Raw genomic sequence first — 16,502 nt, forward strand, 5'->3', positions numbered from 1 at the left:
GATCAAGCCTATAAGGAGAATAAAAGTGCGCGTAGCTACCTGGAATATTAATTCCATCAGATTACGAATAAATCTCGTCAAAAAATTTATTAAAAACTGGTCACCAGATGTTATTTGTTTTCAAGAAACAAAAACCCAGGATGAAACCTTCCCCAAAGAAGCTTTACAAGAGCTTGGGTATCCTTATCTTTCAATACGGGGTATGAAAAGTTATAATGGGGTCGCGATTTTATCCCGTATACCCTTTAAAATAATTTCTTCACCTTTATGGTGTAAAAAAGAAGATTGTCGCCATTTGGCCATTCAACTTCATAATAATTTAGAGATTCACAATTTTTATGTTCCTGCAGGAGGGGATATTCCGGACCCTATTCAAAGTCCAAAATTTGCCCACAAATTACAATTTGTTGATGAAATGACAGATTTCTTTACCAAACAAAAAAAATCTACAAACAAAATGATTCTGGTCGGTGATCTTAATATCGCACCCCTGGCAACTGATGTTTGGTCTCATACACAACTTATGAATGTGGTAAGTCATACTGCAATCGAAATAGAGAAATTAAATAAATTAAAAAAAACGTTGAATTGGGTTGATACATTAAGACATTTTGTTCCTGCTGATCAAAAACTATATAGTTGGTGGAGTTATCGCGCCCAAGATTGGTTAAAAAGCAATCGAGGAAGACGTCTTGACCATATTTGGGTAACACCAAATTTATCTTCTTTTCTAAATAAAGGCGATATTCTTAAAGAAATACGTGGATGGGACACACCTTCAGATCATGTTCCTGTTCTGGTAGATTTAAAAATCTAATCAAAAGTCACTTTGATCTTGGGATAAAGAAATTGGTACTTTTAAATTAAAAATGGACCCAGATTGATCTTCCCGATTCATTACAGATATTGTGCCATCAAGAATTTGTATAAAACGACAACATAAATAAAGACCTAATCCAAAACTTGCCGATGATTTTCGAAAAAGTGGTTCATGAAATTTTTTTCTAAATCGTTCTAATTCTTCGGGTAAAACGCTTGGTCCTTCATCCTTTATTTCAATATATATATATTTTTGTTCTATAAAGAAATGAATAAATACCTTTGTCTCAACAGGTGTTTCTTGGGCAATAATAAAAAATATATTGTAGAGAATTTTTTTTAATAAAATACCATCAAAAGAAAATTCTTGTCTGTCTATATCTGACTGTAAATCTATTTTATGATAGGGTAAAATTTCTTCAATTTGTTTATAAAGTTCTGTTACAAAATTTTCAAAATTTATTGTTAAAGGTTCTACAGTAATTTGATTTTCATCTAGTTTCTTAAGATCATATATATTTTCAATAAACCATTTAATCTGATGATTTTTATTTTTGATCTCATTTAAAGATAATAGATTTTTATTTGAAAGAGCATCTTTACCCTTCCCTTGCTCCATGGTTGTGATAGCATTTGTAAAAAGTTGTGTCATTGATTTTAAATCTTTAGCCACAGCACGTAATAAAATACTTAATTGTCTGCCTGCTTCTGTTAAAAATCTTGCTTGATCACTATCTTCAACCAGATGAATACGTTCCAGAGCAATAGCTGTTTGTCCAAGAATCGCATCTAATAATCTACGCCCATCTGGACTTAATAAAGGACCAGTGCTATTTTCCTCCTTATGAATTCCAATTACGCCTAAAGATCCACGTTCTGTTTTTAAAGGTAAAAATAATCTTTTTGCCCCAGGTAAAGTATCTGCACCATTACCTGCAGCCAATTCATTATGCCATGCCCATTTAGCAGCTGCCATATCTGTATCGTCTAATTGATCTTCTGGTGGATATCCTACTTTAATTAAAAGATCATCCCCTTCAGATAAAAGTAAAACAACTTTAACTTTAAGCATATTTGCAATCTGATAAGCAGCAGCCCATAGTAAATCATCAATACTACCAATAGCCGCAAGTTTTTTACTAAAATTATATAATTCTGCTGTTTCGTTGGCTCGACCACGGGCAATTCTAACTTGACTACGCAGGCTAACTGTTAAATTACTTGTTAAAATAGCAACTATAAGAAAAAATACCAGGGCTACAATATTTGATGGTTTGGCAATAGATAAAACATAAAGAGGTTGTAAGAAAAAATAACTATATGAAAAAACGCTTAAAACCGATGCCCACAAAGATGGCCATAATCCATAACGCAAGGCACTGAAAAGTACAGCTGCTAAAAAAATCATAGAAATATTGGGAATGTTAATAACATTATTAATGACTAACCCTACAGATAAAGCAGCCAGAACAGTTAAACTACTATAAAAATAAGCCGATACAATACTTGTCTCATATTCTGTTTCATGAATTGGAGCTGTATCATTTTTCACTTTTTCTTGTAACACATCGGAATTACCAGCAACCACATGTACCCCTATATTACCAGCTTTTCTAACTAAATCATGGACAACTGATCCATGTAATATTTCAAACCATCTGGAGCGTTCTGATTTTCCTATAATAATCTGGGTAATATTATGCCGTTTTGCATAATCAATAAGATCTGTTGCAATATTTCGTCCAGGTATTGTAACTGCATCTGCCCCTAATTGTTCACTTAAATTAAGAGCTTCAGCAATTCGATCCCGCGTTTGCTCATTTAACGTATGATACCGCTGTGTTTCAACATATATGGAAGTCCATTTAGCTTGTAACCGATCAGCCATACGACGCGCATATCGGACAAGATCAACAACATTGGGATTTTCACTGACACAAACCAAAACCCTTTCCCCTGCCGACCAAGGTCCGCTGATCGCATGAGCTTGCATATAATGAAGCATTTGATCATCAACACGTTGTGCCGTGCGACGTAATGCTAATTCACGAAGGGCTGTTAAATTACCCTCGGTAAAATAATTTTTTAATGCTCGTTGCGCTTGATCAGCAACATACACTTTACCTTCTTTAAGGCGTTGAATTAAATCTTTAGATGTTAAATCAATTAATTCTATTTCATCTGCGCGATCAATAACACTATCAGGTAATGTTTCACGTACCCTGATACTTGTGATTTGTGCAACAACATCATTTAAACTTTCAAGATGCTGTATATTAAGCGTTGTATATACATCTATTCCCGCTGCAAGAATTTCTTCGACATCCATATAACGTTTGGGATGTCTACTGGTTGGAGCATTAGTATGGGCAAGTTCATCAACAAGAACGAGGGCTGGTTTTCTTATTAAAATAGCATCTAAATCCATTTCTTCTAAAACCCGGTTTTTATAATGAACTTGTTTACGTGGAATAATTTCTAATCCCTGAAGCAAGGATTGTGTTTCACGTCTACCATGGGTTTCAACAATCCCAATAACAACATCTATACCTTGTTGTTTTTTAACACGTGCGACTTCTAACATCTCATACGTTTTTCCAACACCAGGGGCTGCCCCCAAAAAAACCTTAAGACGCCCACGATGTTCTTCTTCAGCTTTTTCGAGAAGCGCTTCGGGTGATGGTCGTTTTGTATTATCTAAAATTGAATCCATTATTTTTTAGATTCTGTTTCTTTTGCTAAATTGTCTAAAGCAAGATTTAATTCTAAAACATTAATTGTTGGTTCACCTAGAAAATTTAAAAATCTTGATTTTGTATAGGTCATAACAATTTTTCTAAGTTCACTTTCCTTCATAAAACGAGCTTTGGCAACACTTGCAATTTGATATTCAGCCGCAGCAGGTGTAATATGAGGGTCAAGTCCACTGGCCGATGTAAATAATAAATCCAAAGCTATAAGTTGTTTTCCATTCGCTGGCAAGAATGATAAATTTTCTTCTAAATTTTTCAATAAATTTTTATTTGTTTGCGCGAGATTTGCGCCAGTTGAATTACCCGCATCATACTTACTAGCCGATGGCCTACCATGAAAATATGAGGGTGATTTAAAAGATTGTCCAATGAGAAGAGACCCAACTTTTTTATTGTTATAAACAACAAAACTTCCATTAGCTTGATACGGCATAATAATTTGGGCAAGCCATGTTATCGAAAAAGGGTAGGCAATTCCTAAGATCAAAGTAAAAAGGATTACAGAAAAAATTGCGGGTCTTAATTGTTGTTGCATAAATTAATCTCTTATAAAAAGGACAAGGAGGAAATTAAAACATCAATTAATTTGATACCAATAAAAGGAACTATAATTCCACCCAACCCATAAATAATTAAATTACGTCGTAATAATTGATTAGCTGTTCTTGGTGTATAACGCACACCACGTAAAGCCAAAGGTATAAGAAAAATTATAATCAAAGCATTGAAAATAACAGCAGATAAAATTGCACTTTCAGGCGTTGATAAATGCATAATATTAAGAATTTTTAATTCAGGATAAAACCCAATAAATAGGGCGGGTATTATAGCAAAATATTTGGCAATATCATTGGTAATAGAAAAAGTTGTTAAAGCCCCCCTGGTCATAAGTAATTGTTTACCAATCATGACAATTTCAATTAATTTCGTTGGGTTGCTATCAAGATCAACCATATTCCCAGCTTCTCGTGCTGCTTGGGTTCCCGTTTGCATAGCAACCCCTACATCAGCCTGCGCAAGGGCTGGTGCATCATTCGTACCATCCCCACACATAGCCACCAATTTACCTTTAGCCTGTTCATCACGAATAAGTTTCAATTTAGTTTCAGGCGTAGCTTGAGCTAAAAAATCATCCACCCCAGCTTCTGCTGCAATAGCAGCTGCCGTTAAAGGATTATCCCCTGTAATCATGACGGTTTTAATACCTATCCGTCGTAATTCAGCAAAACGTTCTCTAATACCACCTTTTACAACATCTTTTAAATGAACTATACCCAAAATAGTTTTATCTTTGACAACCGCTAAAGGGGTTCCACCGGTCCTTGCGATTTTCTCCGCTATTTGCTCTAATTCTTGAAATAGTAGTTTTTTGGAATCAGTTCCTTGAATAAAATTTATAATTGCATCAACCGCGCCCTTTCTTATACTATGTCCATCTATATCAACTCCGCTCATTCGGGAGTGAGCAGAAAAAGGTATAAATTTGGCATTCATGGGCGCAATTTCTCTTCCGCGCAATCCATGCTTTTCTTTAGCTAAAATAACAATGGATCTACCTTCTGGTGTTTCATCACTTAAAGAAGCAAGCTGGGCAGCATCGGCTAAATTTTCTTCTGAAATTCCTGCAACAGGTAAAAAAGCAGAGGCTAATCTATTCCCAAGCGTAATCGTCCCTGTTTTATCAAGCAACAATGTATCAACATCTCCTGCAGCTTCGACAGCACGACCTGATGTTGCAATAACATTAAATTTTATTAAACGATCCATACCCGCAATACCAATTGCTGATAATAAGGATCCAATCGTCGTTGGAATTAACGTAATAAAAAGAGCAAAAATAACTAAAACAGATATTTCACCCTGAGCATAAATTACAAAAAATGGTAAGGTCACACATACAATTGTAAAAATAAGTGTCATGCCAGAAAGAAGAATATTAAGAGCAATTTCATTTGGGGTTTTTTGTCGTTTTGCACCTTCAACCATACTAATCATCTGATCTAAAAAAGTTGTACCTGGATTACGTGTAATACGTATTTTAATCCAATCAGATAAAACACGCGTCCCGCCTGTAACAGCTGATCTGTCCCCGCCACTTTCCCGAATAACAGGTGCCGATTCCCCAGTGATAGCCGATTCATCAACTGAGGCAACACCCGATAAAATTTCACCATCACTGGGAATAAAATCGCCCGCATCAACCCGAACAATATCCCCAACCCTAAGATCTAAAGCAGGAATTGTTGTGTAAATATCATCCTCAAGATTGGTTAATTTTTTGGCATTAATTTGCGTGCGTGCTTGTCTTAAACTATCGGCTTGTGCTTTACCCCGGCCTTCTGCAATCGCTTCTGCAAAATTTGCGCATAATACTGTAACCCATAACCAGAAAATTAATTGAAGTTCAAAAGAAATATGTGCATATCCACCAACGATATCTTTGATACAAAGAATTGTTGCAACAAACGCCATAATTTCAACAATAAATATGATTGGATTACGCCATAATGTAAAAGGATTAAGCTTATAAAACATTCCAGCTAAAGCTTGAAAAAATATTTTTTTATTCAACAATAAATTGTGAGAATGTGAAGACATGAAATTTCTTTCGATTTCTATTAAATATTAGAAATTTTTATGATTTAACATCATTAAATGATCTGTAATAGGCCCCAAAGTTAAAGCAGGTAAATAAGTTAATCCACCAACGATAAGAATAATTCCAATTAATAATCCAATAAAAAGAGGTTGATCTGTCTGTAATGTACCGGATGATGATTGATTTCTTTTCTTTTTTGCCAAAGAACCCGCAATTGATAACATTGGAATAATTACTGTATATCTTCCCAAAAACATAGCTATCCCACCCAAAATATTATAAAAATCTGAATTGCTGGATATTCCTGTAAACGCACTTCCATTATTGTTAACACTAGACGTAAAAAGATAAAGAATTTCGCTGAACCCATGGGGTCCTTTATTATAAATTGCAGCTAATCCCTGAGAGGTGACAGAAGCCAATGCTGTAAAACATAGAAGTATTAAAGAACTTACCAGCAAAGCTAGAATTGTCATTTTCATTTCTTTGGCTTCAATTTTTTTACCAATATATTCTGGCGTTCTTCCTATCATTAAACCAGCTACAAAAACTGATAAAACGACAAACAATATCATGCCATAAAATCCTGACCCAACACCTCCAAAAATGACTTCACCCACCAACATATTTACAAACAATATGAAGCCGGTTAGGGGCATAAAACTTGTATGAAGAGAATTGGTGGCTCCGGTTGATGTTGCGGTTGTTGCGGTTGAAAAAAGGGTGGAGCCCAAAATGCCAAAACGAACTTCTTTTCCTTCCATATTACTGTGCATATTTTTTGATGGGATATTATGCTGATCTAAAAAATCCTTAACAATAGGATTAGGTTGAATTTCGGCACTATAGTTTAAAGCAAAAGAACCCAAAAATAATATACCCATAGTTATAAATATTACCCAACCTTGCTTTTGGTTTCCTGTCATGCGCCCAAACACATTAGTCAACGCAGCCCCCAAAACAACCATAAGAATAAGCTCTAGAAAATTAGTTAAAGCATTAGGATTTTCATAAGGATGAGCAGAATTTACGTTAAAAAATCCCCCTCCATTCGTCCCTAACATTTTAATTGCAAGCTGGGAGGCAACTGGGCCTTGGGAAATAATTTGTTGTGAATTTTCTAAAGTGGTCACTTCAACTGCTGGAAGAAAATTCTGAGGAACACCCTGGGTAATGAAAATGAAAGCCATCATAAAGCTTATCGGTAAAAGCACATATAAAATACAACGCGTTAAATCAACCCAAAAATTTCCTATCGTCGAAGATAATTCCTGAGAAAATCCACGAATTAAAGCAATGGCAACTGTAATACCCGTCGCCGCAGATAAAAAATTTTGTACAGTCAATCCAACCATTTGGGAGAAATAACTAAGTTCTTTTTCACCTACATAATTTTGCCAATTTGTATTGGTAATGAAACTCAAAGCTGTATTAAAAGCAAGCGATGCATTTAAAGCAGGAAGATGGTGCAGATTATAAGGTAATAAATCTTGAAACCTTAAAATTGAAAATAAAGTTAAGAATCCTATCAAGTTAAAAATAATTAAAGAAAATGCATAAATTAACCAATGTTGATTTTGTTTAGGATCAATGCCAATCAACCGATATATTATTTTCTCAATAGGGTTAAGAATAAAACTAAAAATAGTGGTCTGACCTGAAAATACCTGGGTCATGTAATATCCCAAGGGTTTGGTCAAAAAGATTATAATCAAAAAGAAAAAAATAACTTGGATAATATCATTCATAATCATGATATGATTTTTATTTTGAAATTTTTATGAGAAGAGTTAAAATTTTTCTGGCCATATAAGAGTAATCGTAATAAAAATTAAAACAAATACAGCAAACAGCCCACCTAAAATAAAATCAAAGCCCATGTTATACATAACTCTTAAAGTTTTGAACAAAAATCCGCATAAATAGCCATACTAAAAAAAAGTATAACAGCCAATGTTAATAATATAATATCCATAAATATTGATTTCTATAGTGCCCAACTTTTGAAACTATTCTTAAACTATACAGCAAAAATAAAAATATACAAAGAAAATTATTTTGTACGTTTTAACATTTTTATGAAATCTTTATATCTAATTAATTTAACAAGTAAGGCAAATCCTATAAATAAAACAAAACCTGTCATAATTAAAATACAAAGATATAAAATTTTACCCAATAATCCTATTTGATTATCTAATACAAAAACATAACCCACAAACCAAAGACCTAAGCCCATGATCGTACCACACGCCAATAATTTTGGTAACGACCAAATAAATTGTTTGTCAACAATCCAATAACGGTGTTTGATAGATTGATAAATTAGTAAAATGACATTAATTAAAGATGCCAATGATGTTGCCAAAGCTATACCAATAAATCCAATAAAATGATAAAATATTAAACTAAATAAAATATTACTTATCAAACTTATCATTGCAAAACGAAAGGGTGTTTTCGTATCATGGCGCGCAAAAAAAAGTGGGGTTAATACTTTAACCAATACATAAGCTGGTAAACCAATTGAATAAGCCATTAAGGCTAAAGATGTAGATTCTGTTGCAAGCGTGCTAAAAGCACCTCGTTCAAAAAGAACATAAATGATTTGGTGGGGAATAACAAGAAAAGCAATGGCAGCAGGGACTGTAAAAATTAAAGCCATTTCAACAGATCTATTCAATGTCGTCATTGCCTTTTCTATACGCTGGGCAGCAAGATCTCTGCTAAGCTCGGGCAATAAGACAACACCAATTGCTGTCCCAACAATAGCAAGAGGTAATTGATAAATTCTATCCGCATAATAAAGATAAGATACAGCCCCTGCATTCAATGAGGCAATCATCGTCCCAACCATAACGTTAATTTGCATAGCCCCTGCCCCAATAACCCCAGGTATCATAAGCTTAAACAATTGGCGAACTGCCTTTGTTAAATGGGGGAAACGTAATTTTAAAGAAATATTCACGTGACGACAGGCCAAAGCCATCCAAATAAATTGCCCAATCCCAGAGAGCGAAACAGACCAGGCTAAAACATAGGCAGGCCACCCAAATAAAGGAATAATTCCTGCAAGAGCTATAATCATAATTATATTCAACAAAATAGGTGCCGCAGCTGCATGAACATAATGATGAAGTGCATTTAAAATACCACCCTGTAAAGCTGTAAGTGAAATAAAAAGAAGATAAGGAAATGTAATTTGGGTAAGCTTTACAGCTAAATCATATTGAACAGCATTTTGGGAAAATCCAGGAGCCAAAATACCCATCACCCACGGCATAAAAATTTGCATTAAAATGGTTAACCCCAATAAAAATGCGACCATAATTGCTAAAACCTCTTCGGCAAAGCGCTGTGCAGAGCGAAGATTTTCTTGTTCTAAAAATTTTGAGAAAATTGGAATAAATGATGAGTTAAATGCACCTTCAGCAAATAAACTCCGAAACAGATTAGGAAATCTTTGGGAAACAAAAAAAGCATCTGCAATCCAACCCGTACCTAAAACACTTGCCATTAAAATATCACGAATAAAGCCAAGAATTCTGCTAATTAATGTCCAAGAACCAACTGTTAATACCGAACGAACAAAAGTCATTTTTTACTCAACATTACCCATGGGCTCTATTAAAACTATTCATATTGATGATCCTGATAGTTTTCAATTTTACGTTTTAAAATTTTTGTTTTAAGCCCAAGAATTAATGTTGTAAAAAAGAAAAATGTAAAGGCCAAAATCATAGTTAGTAAAGGCCATATCATCGCGGGGTCAATAGAAGGACCACCCCATCGCAAAATGCTTGAAGGTTGATGTAACGTATGCCACCAATCTACGGAAAATTTGATAATTGGGACGTTTATAGCCCCTACAACAGCTAGAATAGATAGAGATTTTGCCGCTCGTTCTTGATTATTAAAAGCTTTACTTAAAAAAATAAGCCCTAAATAAATAAATAGTAAAAAAAGAAAGGATGTAAGACGTGCATCCCAAACCCACCATGTACCCCACATAGGTTTACCCCAAAAAGCACCTGAAAAAAGGGCAAGTAATGTATAGACTGTCCCAAGGGGAGCTGCGGCTTGGATTATAAGAGGGGATAGAGAATAACGCCATATTAAAAAAGCTGCCCCCGCACATGCAATAAAACAATAAACGAAAATAGATAACCAAGCAGCTGGTACATGTATATACATTAACCGCACGGCTTCCCCTTGTTGATAATCTGGGGGTGATATGATTAAAGCCCCATATAAGCCCAAGATAAATGTCACCAAAGATAATCCTAAACTATAAGGATAAATTTTATCACATAGTTTTAAAACATATTTAGGATTGTACATAAAATGCATCAAAATCTCTTATTCCAAACTATCCCGCAAGGCAATTGTCGTTGCAAAGGGTATAATAGCTAAAGCAATACATAATAGTGCAATTAAAAGTGCTATATGGCTCCATGGTGAATGATGGGTTAAAGCAGCATCAACCGCACTTACAGAAAAAATAAGGACTGGAATATAAAAAGGCAACAAGATTAAAAACAATAATAAATTTGATGATCTTGTATCTAAAACAAGGGCTGCACCAAAACTTCCGAGTAAACTTAATGTTGGCGTACCAAGTAATAAGGTAAGCAAAAGAATTTGTACGCCATCTATTGGCATATGAAGAAAAAAAGCTATCAAAGGACTTAGGAGTATTAAAGGTAATCCCACAGAAAACCAATGACAAAATATTTTAATAAACACAACCCATTCAAATGATATGGGTAAAAGTGCATATTGTTCTAATTCACCACTATGGTAATCAAAAATAAATAGACGACCAAAAGACAAAAGCATCGAAAAAAGAACCATACACCATATAAACCCACCAGAGCTATTTAAAGACCCTAGTTGATCCGTAGAAAGTGTAAAAGGGAAAATAAAAGTTGAAAGAAGAAAAAAGAGCAAAACTAACCCAATATCATGACCATGATACAAAATTAAATTAATTTCATGTTTTAAAAGTTGCTTAATCATTAAATTAAAGGGTTAAGTGAATGACATTATCTAAAGATAATTCTTGATGCATGGCCATAATAATAATTCCTTGTTTTTGACGATGCTTATTTAATAAATGCAAAAATAAATCCATACCATCGCGATCTAAATTGTCTGTAGGTTCATCTAAAACCCATAAAGGTGCCTTAGATACAACAAATCTTAATAAAGCAAGACGTCTGGCTTGGCCTTTTGATAAAAATTTACTTGGTTTATCAGCCATCGACAACAAATTCCAAGAATCTAAACTATCTTTTATAGAATTATTTTGTAGATTAAGTAATTGCCAATATTTTATATGCTGGCTTACAGTTAAATCTGAATTAAGAGCATTTTTATGACCCAAATAAATGACATCTTTATAAAAATTATTTTTATCTTTGGAAATATTTCGCCCATTCCAATTTACTTTACCTTTATTCCATTTTCTAAGCCCCATTAGGTTTTTAAGCAACGTGCTTTTACCACTTCCATTTTTACCAGAAATAACAAGAATAGAACTTGGATTTAAAGATAAATTCAAATCGCGAATAATAAAGCGATCATGCCGCATACATGTTGCATGACATATGTCTAATTTGTTATGAGAATTATAAAACATAGCACAAATATTCTGTTGGACAATGTACATACCCCTATTCTATCTTGATGTAATCAGAATAGAAAATATATCTATTTATATGCGTGTTTTACGGAAAAAAGCCAGGATATAAATATGTCCCAGAAATAAAAATACCCCCAGAAATAAAAATACCCACTGTGTTTGGGATGGGGAGATAGGGATTAGGAACACAGTGGGTTGATATTAGGCAAATCCGGTTATGGAAGATTATTATATCTTAAAATCCAGCTTAAGGGGAGGGCGCCCACTTATGAAGATATGCTGGACTGAACCGGTATGAGGGCACAATTATATTTGCCTAATATTATTAAATATGAAATTAATATAAGGTATTATTACGTCTGAATAATGGCAAAATTGTGACTTTATTCATTTTTCTCTTTAAAAATTTTCTAAAATACATCTTCACAATTTGTAAAATATGATACTATATACTTAAGAATATAAGATTCCATGCATGTGGAGAATAAAGTGCCATCCAATATCAATAGTTTAAAAACCCGCCTTCCCTTAAAAATAAATAACATTTCTTATACATATTATAGTATTGACGCTCTCAAAAAAACTCCTTTAGGTGATTTCTCCAGATTGCCATGTTCTTTAAAGATTCTTTTAGAAAATCTTTTAAGACATGAAGATGGCCAAACTGTTTCTATTAAAGATATTAAAGCTTTTAAAACATGGCTTGGCAAAAAAACATCCACACATGAAATTAATTTTTCACCTGCACGTGTTTTAATGCAGGATTTTACAGGTGTTCCGGCCATTGTGGATTTAGCAGCGATGCGGGATGCTGTTAAAACAGCAGGTGGAAATACAAAAAATATTAATCCCCTTTCTGCTGTAGATCTCGTCGTTGATCATTCTGTGATGGTTGATTATTTTGGTAATAAAGATGCGTTTAAAGCAAACGTGGCCCTTGAATATCAAAGAAATAAAGAACGTTATGAATTTTTAAGATGGGGACAAACAGCTTTCAATAATTTTCGCGTTGTCCCACCAGGTACCGGCATTTGCCATCAAGTCAATATTGAATATTTGGCCAAAGTTGTGTGGCTTGAAAAAACAAAACAAAATAATAAAATTCAAAATCTGATTTATCCTGATAGCGTCGTTGGTACAGATAGTCATACAACCATGGTAAATGGACTTTCCGTTCTTGGCTGGGGTGTAGGTGGTATTGAAGCCGAGGCAGCCATGTTAGGGCAACCTATTTCTATGACCATTCCAGAAGTTGTAGGCGTAAAATTAATTGGCACTCTGAAAGAAGGCATTACAGCTACAGATCTTGTTCTAACTATTACAGAAACGTTGCGTAAAAAAGGTGTTGTGAATAAGTTTGTTGAATTTTATGGCTCTGGTCTTTCTATGTTAACTCTTGAAGATAGGTCTACCATTGCAAATATGGCGCCAGAATATGGGGCAACATGTGGGTTTTTTCCGGTTGATCAAGAAACAATTAAATATTTAAAAGCAACAGGAAGACCCACATCCTTAATTACATTAGTTGAAACTTACGCAAAAAAACAAGGATTATGGTACAGTACAAAATCAGCTGATCCAATTTTTACTGACATTGTAGAAATTGACCTTTCACAAATAAAAACTAGTTTAGCAGGACCAAAAAGACCCCAAGACCGCGTTTCTCTTGATGCTGTCCCCCAAAATTTTACAGGATTATTAAAATCTTCCAGCCAAATTTCTAAGGATCTTCTTTATCAAGATCCACGCCCTTTACAAGATGGGGATGTGGTGATCGCAGCAATTACAAGTTGTACAAATACATCAAACCCAAATGTAATGGTTGGAGCAGGATTGCTTGCAAAAAATGCCAATAAACTAGGATTAAAAACAAAATCTTGGGTAAAAACTTCTTTGGCACCTGGATCCCAAGTAGTAAGCGATTATTTAAATAAATCAGGCTTACAAAAAGAATTAGATAAACTTGGATTTAATTTGGTGGGATATGGGTGTACAACCTGTATAGGCAATTCTGGCCCTTTATCTTCTGATATTACAGATTCTATTGTAAAAAATAACCTTATTGTATGTTCTGTACTTTCCGGCAACCGCAATTTTGAAGGAAGAATAAATCCTTTAAGCCAAGCTAATTATTTAACTTCACCAATTTTAGTAGTTGCTTATGCCCTGGCCGGCTCCATGCGTATTGATCTTACCCTAGATCCTTTGGGTTATGATAAAAAAGGCAAAGCTATTTATTTAAAAGATATTTGGCCAAGTCAACAAGAAATTCAACAAACAATTAGAAAAATTATTACCCCTAAAATGTACAGAGATCGCTATAAAAACGTTTTTGCCGGCGATGATTTTTGGAAAAAAATAAAAACACCTAAAACCCAAACCTTTGATTGGGACAAAAACTCTACCTATGTACGTCTCCCTCCCTATTTTACGGATCAACACTCACCTACCAATAAAACTTTAGATATTAAAAATGCACGTTTATTAGCGCTTTTAGGCAATAGTGTTACAACCGATCATATTTCCCCCGCAGGCTCAATTAAAAAAGATAGTCCAGCAGGATTATATCTTTTAAATAAAAAAGTAAAAATAGAAGATTTTAATTCTTATGGATCACGGCGGGGAAATCATGAAGTGATGATGCGTGGGACTTTCGCCAATATAAGATTACGTAATGAAATTGTTCCTGGCATTGAAGGGGGAATGACGCGCCATATACCATCTAATAAAGTTATGTCCATTTATGATGCTTCTATGCTCTATCAATCAACCCAAACACCATTAATTATTATAGCTGGTAAAGAATATGGAACTGGGTCTTCACGAGATTGGGCAGCCAAAGGTACCGTTCTTTTAGGGGTTAAAGCCGTTATTGCAGAAAGTTTTGAACGTATTCATCGTTCCAATTTAATTGGTATGGGGGTTTTACCTTTACAATTTCCAGACAACATAACAAAAGATTCACTTCATTTAGATGGATCAGAATTTTTTGATATTATAGGTGTCAATAATACCCGTAAACCAAGAGCAGAGCTTAATTTAATTATTAAAAGAACAAACGGCCAGATAGAAAAAATAAAATTAATATGCAAAATTAATACATTAGAGGAAGTTGAATATTATCAACATAATGGCATCTTATCCTATGTGTTGAAAAAATTTATTAAAAAGGCCGCTTAAAATTACTATGTCTTAATCACTATGTTTTAGACGTAAATTTATTTGATTCTTTTTGACGTAAATAGAGATGGGAGCCTTTTTCTTGGATAAATGATTTTCTTCTAGACGCACGACGCAAAACAAAAGATAAACTATTATCTAAATGTTCATAAGATTTTTCTAATTTTAAATCATACATGTTTGCAAGTGTAATAATTTCTTGAAAGTCTTTAATACCCCAATCAGAGTTTTGTGTTTGTAAGGCTTGATCCAAAACAATATTTTCAATCGCTATATGATGACCCTTAAGCCTTAAAGGTCCATAAAAATATACAATCCCATTATCTTTTAAAAGATGAGAAATGCCCTGCATTAATATTTTGATTAACGCAGAGGACATTTTTTGGACAATGTTAATTAATACAATCGCATCTAAATTTGCTTCTACTTTTTCAAACTGAATTTTTTGACTAGCTTCATGATCCATCATCAAAAAATCAGCCATCAAATGACTATAATAAGATGAAAAAAATTGTGCGGGCCATCTAGGTTGATGAATATCAATATCAATGGGTAAGCGTAAATTAAGAATTGCAGCTTTTTTTATTCGCTCAAAAATAATGTTTTTATAATGAGATTCATAATTACTTGGCACCCAAATTAAAGATTTCAAATGGGAGGCAAAAGATAAGGCATAATCCCCATTACCGCTTGCAATTTCTAGTAAAATGCCTTGATCAGGGATTATTCGCTGCAAGCTTTTAAGAATTATAGATCCATGCCGGTTTATAATGTCTTCGGATGTAATATCGATTTTTTTATTGTTAATCATTAGGTTAATATGATGTTACTTCAAATTTAAATTTAACGGTAGCTAACTATAAAGTTAATTCGTTAAAATTTAGTATATCAAATCCTTTATATTTTATCTTTTTATTTATTGCATTAATAAATAAAGTCCAATACATATTAAATATTAGAATTTCTCTAATATTTAATAATACAAGGATTGTTTTCAATGTCTTATGTCGTAACCGAATCATGCATTAAATGTAAATTTATGGATTGCGTTGAAGTTTGCCCAGTTGATTGCTTTTACGTCGGTGAAAACATGCTTGTGATTCATCCAGATGAGTGTATTGATTGCGGTGTATGTGAACCTGAATGTCCAGCCGAGGCCATTTTACCAGATACTGAGGCTAATGCCGAGAAATGGCTGGAAATGAATAGAAAATATGCCCAAACCTGGCCCAATATTACAAGAAAAGGTCAAGCACCCGCAGATGCCGAAGAATATAAAGGTATGCCTGATAAATTTAACAAATTTTTTGACCCTAACCCTGGAAAACCTTAATTTTTTGAGATTTGAAGATTTTTTTAAATTAATAAAATAATTTCTCTATTTTTATTAGATTCAAATTGTATTTTATTTGAAATTAATATATAGTAATTTTAATAATTTTTTAAGGAATCATTCTTAAAGAATTAAACCAAAAGAGCTAATTCTTAATTTTACAACTCAATTTCT

Annotated in this window: 12 protein-coding genes; 3 read left to right on the forward strand and 9 right to left on the reverse strand. The window is 33.7% G+C overall.

The window, feature by feature from the left end; translation table 11 throughout:
• The first annotated feature begins 25 nt into the window (after positions 1-25).
• Positions 26-817, forward strand: a complete 792-nt coding sequence (xth, locus tag K1X44_03870; GenBank protein ID MBX7146431.1) for an exodeoxyribonuclease III — start codon at positions 26-28, stop codon at positions 815-817.
• Here xth and K1X44_03875 read toward each other — a convergent pair whose 3' ends face one another.
• The 8 genes from K1X44_03875 to ccmA all read right to left on the reverse strand — a co-directional run bounded on the left by K1X44_03875 (position 818) and on the right by ccmA (position 11,842).
• Positions 818-3,532 (reverse strand): sensor histidine kinase KdpD, encoded by a 2,715-nt coding sequence (locus tag K1X44_03875; GenBank protein ID MBX7146432.1) that lies wholly within the window; start codon positions 3,530-3,532, stop codon positions 818-820.
• On the reverse strand, positions 3,532-4,107 hold the full coding sequence (kdpC, locus tag K1X44_03880; GenBank protein ID MBX7146433.1) for a potassium-transporting ATPase subunit KdpC: 576 nt from the start codon (positions 4,105-4,107) through the stop codon (positions 3,532-3,534). The genes K1X44_03875 and kdpC overlap by 1 nt, the downstream gene beginning before the upstream one ends.
• 11 nt (positions 4,108-4,118) lie before the next feature.
• Positions 4,119-6,170 carry a potassium-transporting ATPase subunit KdpB gene (kdpB, locus tag K1X44_03885; protein ID MBX7146434.1) on the reverse strand — a complete coding sequence of 684 codons (2,052 nt, stop codon included), beginning with the start codon at positions 6,168-6,170 and terminating at the stop codon, positions 4,119-4,121.
• Between the two features lie 27 nt (positions 6,171-6,197).
• The gene (gene kdpA / locus K1X44_03890; protein MBX7146435.1) at positions 6,198-7,925 is read right to left on the reverse strand and encodes a potassium-transporting ATPase subunit KdpA; all 1,728 of its coding nucleotides are present in this window, start codon (positions 7,923-7,925) and stop codon (positions 6,198-6,200) included.
• Positions 7,926-8,224: 299 nt separating this feature from the next.
• Positions 8,225-9,769 carry a murein biosynthesis integral membrane protein MurJ gene (gene murJ / locus K1X44_03895; protein ID MBX7146436.1) on the reverse strand — a complete coding sequence of 515 codons (1,545 nt, stop codon included), beginning with the start codon at positions 9,767-9,769 and terminating at the stop codon, positions 8,225-8,227.
• A 35-nt stretch (positions 9,770-9,804) separates the two neighbouring features.
• Positions 9,805-10,521: a heme ABC transporter permease gene (locus K1X44_03900; protein MBX7146437.1), complete on the reverse strand. Its 717-nt coding sequence runs from the start codon at positions 10,519-10,521 to the stop codon at positions 9,805-9,807.
• Positions 10,522-10,530: 9 nt separating this feature from the next.
• Positions 10,531-11,190, reverse strand: coding sequence for a heme exporter protein CcmB (gene ccmB / locus K1X44_03905; protein ID MBX7146438.1), 660 nt, complete (start codon positions 11,188-11,190; stop codon positions 10,531-10,533).
• A 4-nt stretch (positions 11,191-11,194) separates the two neighbouring features.
• Complete coding sequence (gene ccmA, locus K1X44_03910) at positions 11,195-11,842, reverse strand: heme ABC exporter ATP-binding protein CcmA (protein ID MBX7146439.1); 648 nt, start codon at positions 11,840-11,842, stop codon at positions 11,195-11,197.
• 444 nt (positions 11,843-12,286) lie between these two features.
• Between ccmA and acnA the strand changes: the two genes are divergently transcribed.
• Positions 12,287-14,995: an aconitate hydratase AcnA gene (gene acnA, locus K1X44_03915; protein MBX7146440.1), complete on the forward strand. Its 2,709-nt coding sequence runs from the start codon at positions 12,287-12,289 to the stop codon at positions 14,993-14,995.
• A 19-nt stretch (positions 14,996-15,014) separates the two neighbouring features.
• Here acnA and K1X44_03920 read toward each other — a convergent pair whose 3' ends face one another.
• A complete protein-coding gene (locus K1X44_03920) occupies positions 15,015-15,806 on the reverse strand; it encodes a DUF938 domain-containing protein (protein MBX7146441.1) in 792 nt (263 codons plus the stop codon).
• Between the two features lie 186 nt (positions 15,807-15,992).
• Between K1X44_03920 and K1X44_03925 the strand changes: the two genes are divergently transcribed.
• A complete protein-coding gene (locus tag K1X44_03925) occupies positions 15,993-16,328 on the forward strand; it encodes a ferredoxin family protein (protein MBX7146442.1) in 336 nt (111 codons plus the stop codon).
• Positions 16,329-16,502 lie beyond the last annotated feature (174 nt).

The organism is Alphaproteobacteria bacterium, assembly GCA_019695395.1.
GTDB lineage: Bacteria > Pseudomonadota > Alphaproteobacteria > JAEUKQ01 > JAIBAD01 > JAIBAD01.

Coding starts and splice junctions, on each gene's coding strand:
- K1X44_03920 (MBX7146441.1), bottom strand. CDS start 15,806: ATGATTAACAATAAAAAAATCGATATTACATCCGAAGACATTATAAAC.
- murJ (MBX7146436.1), bottom strand. CDS start 9,769: ATGACTTTTGTTCGTTCGGTATTAACAGTTGGTTCTTGGACATTAATT.
- kdpC (MBX7146433.1), bottom strand. CDS start 4,107: ATGCAACAACAATTAAGACCCGCAATTTTTTCTGTAATCCTTTTTACT.
- K1X44_03875 (MBX7146432.1), bottom strand. CDS start 3,532: ATGGATTCAATTTTAGATAATACAAAACGACCATCACCCGAAGCGCTT.
- K1X44_03925 (MBX7146442.1), top strand. CDS start 15,993: ATGTCTTATGTCGTAACCGAATCATGCATTAAATGTAAATTTATGGAT.
- ccmB (MBX7146438.1), bottom strand. CDS start 11,190: ATGATTAAGCAACTTTTAAAACATGAAATTAATTTAATTTTGTATCAT.
- acnA (MBX7146440.1), top strand. CDS start 12,287: ATGCATGTGGAGAATAAAGTGCCATCCAATATCAATAGTTTAAAAACC.
- K1X44_03900 (MBX7146437.1), bottom strand. CDS start 10,521: ATGCATTTTATGTACAATCCTAAATATGTTTTAAAACTATGTGATAAA.
- ccmA (MBX7146439.1), bottom strand. CDS start 11,842: ATGTACATTGTCCAACAGAATATTTGTGCTATGTTTTATAATTCTCAT.
- kdpB (MBX7146434.1), bottom strand. CDS start 6,170: ATGTCTTCACATTCTCACAATTTATTGTTGAATAAAAAAATATTTTTT.
- kdpA (MBX7146435.1), bottom strand. CDS start 7,925: ATGATTATGAATGATATTATCCAAGTTATTTTTTTCTTTTTGATTATA.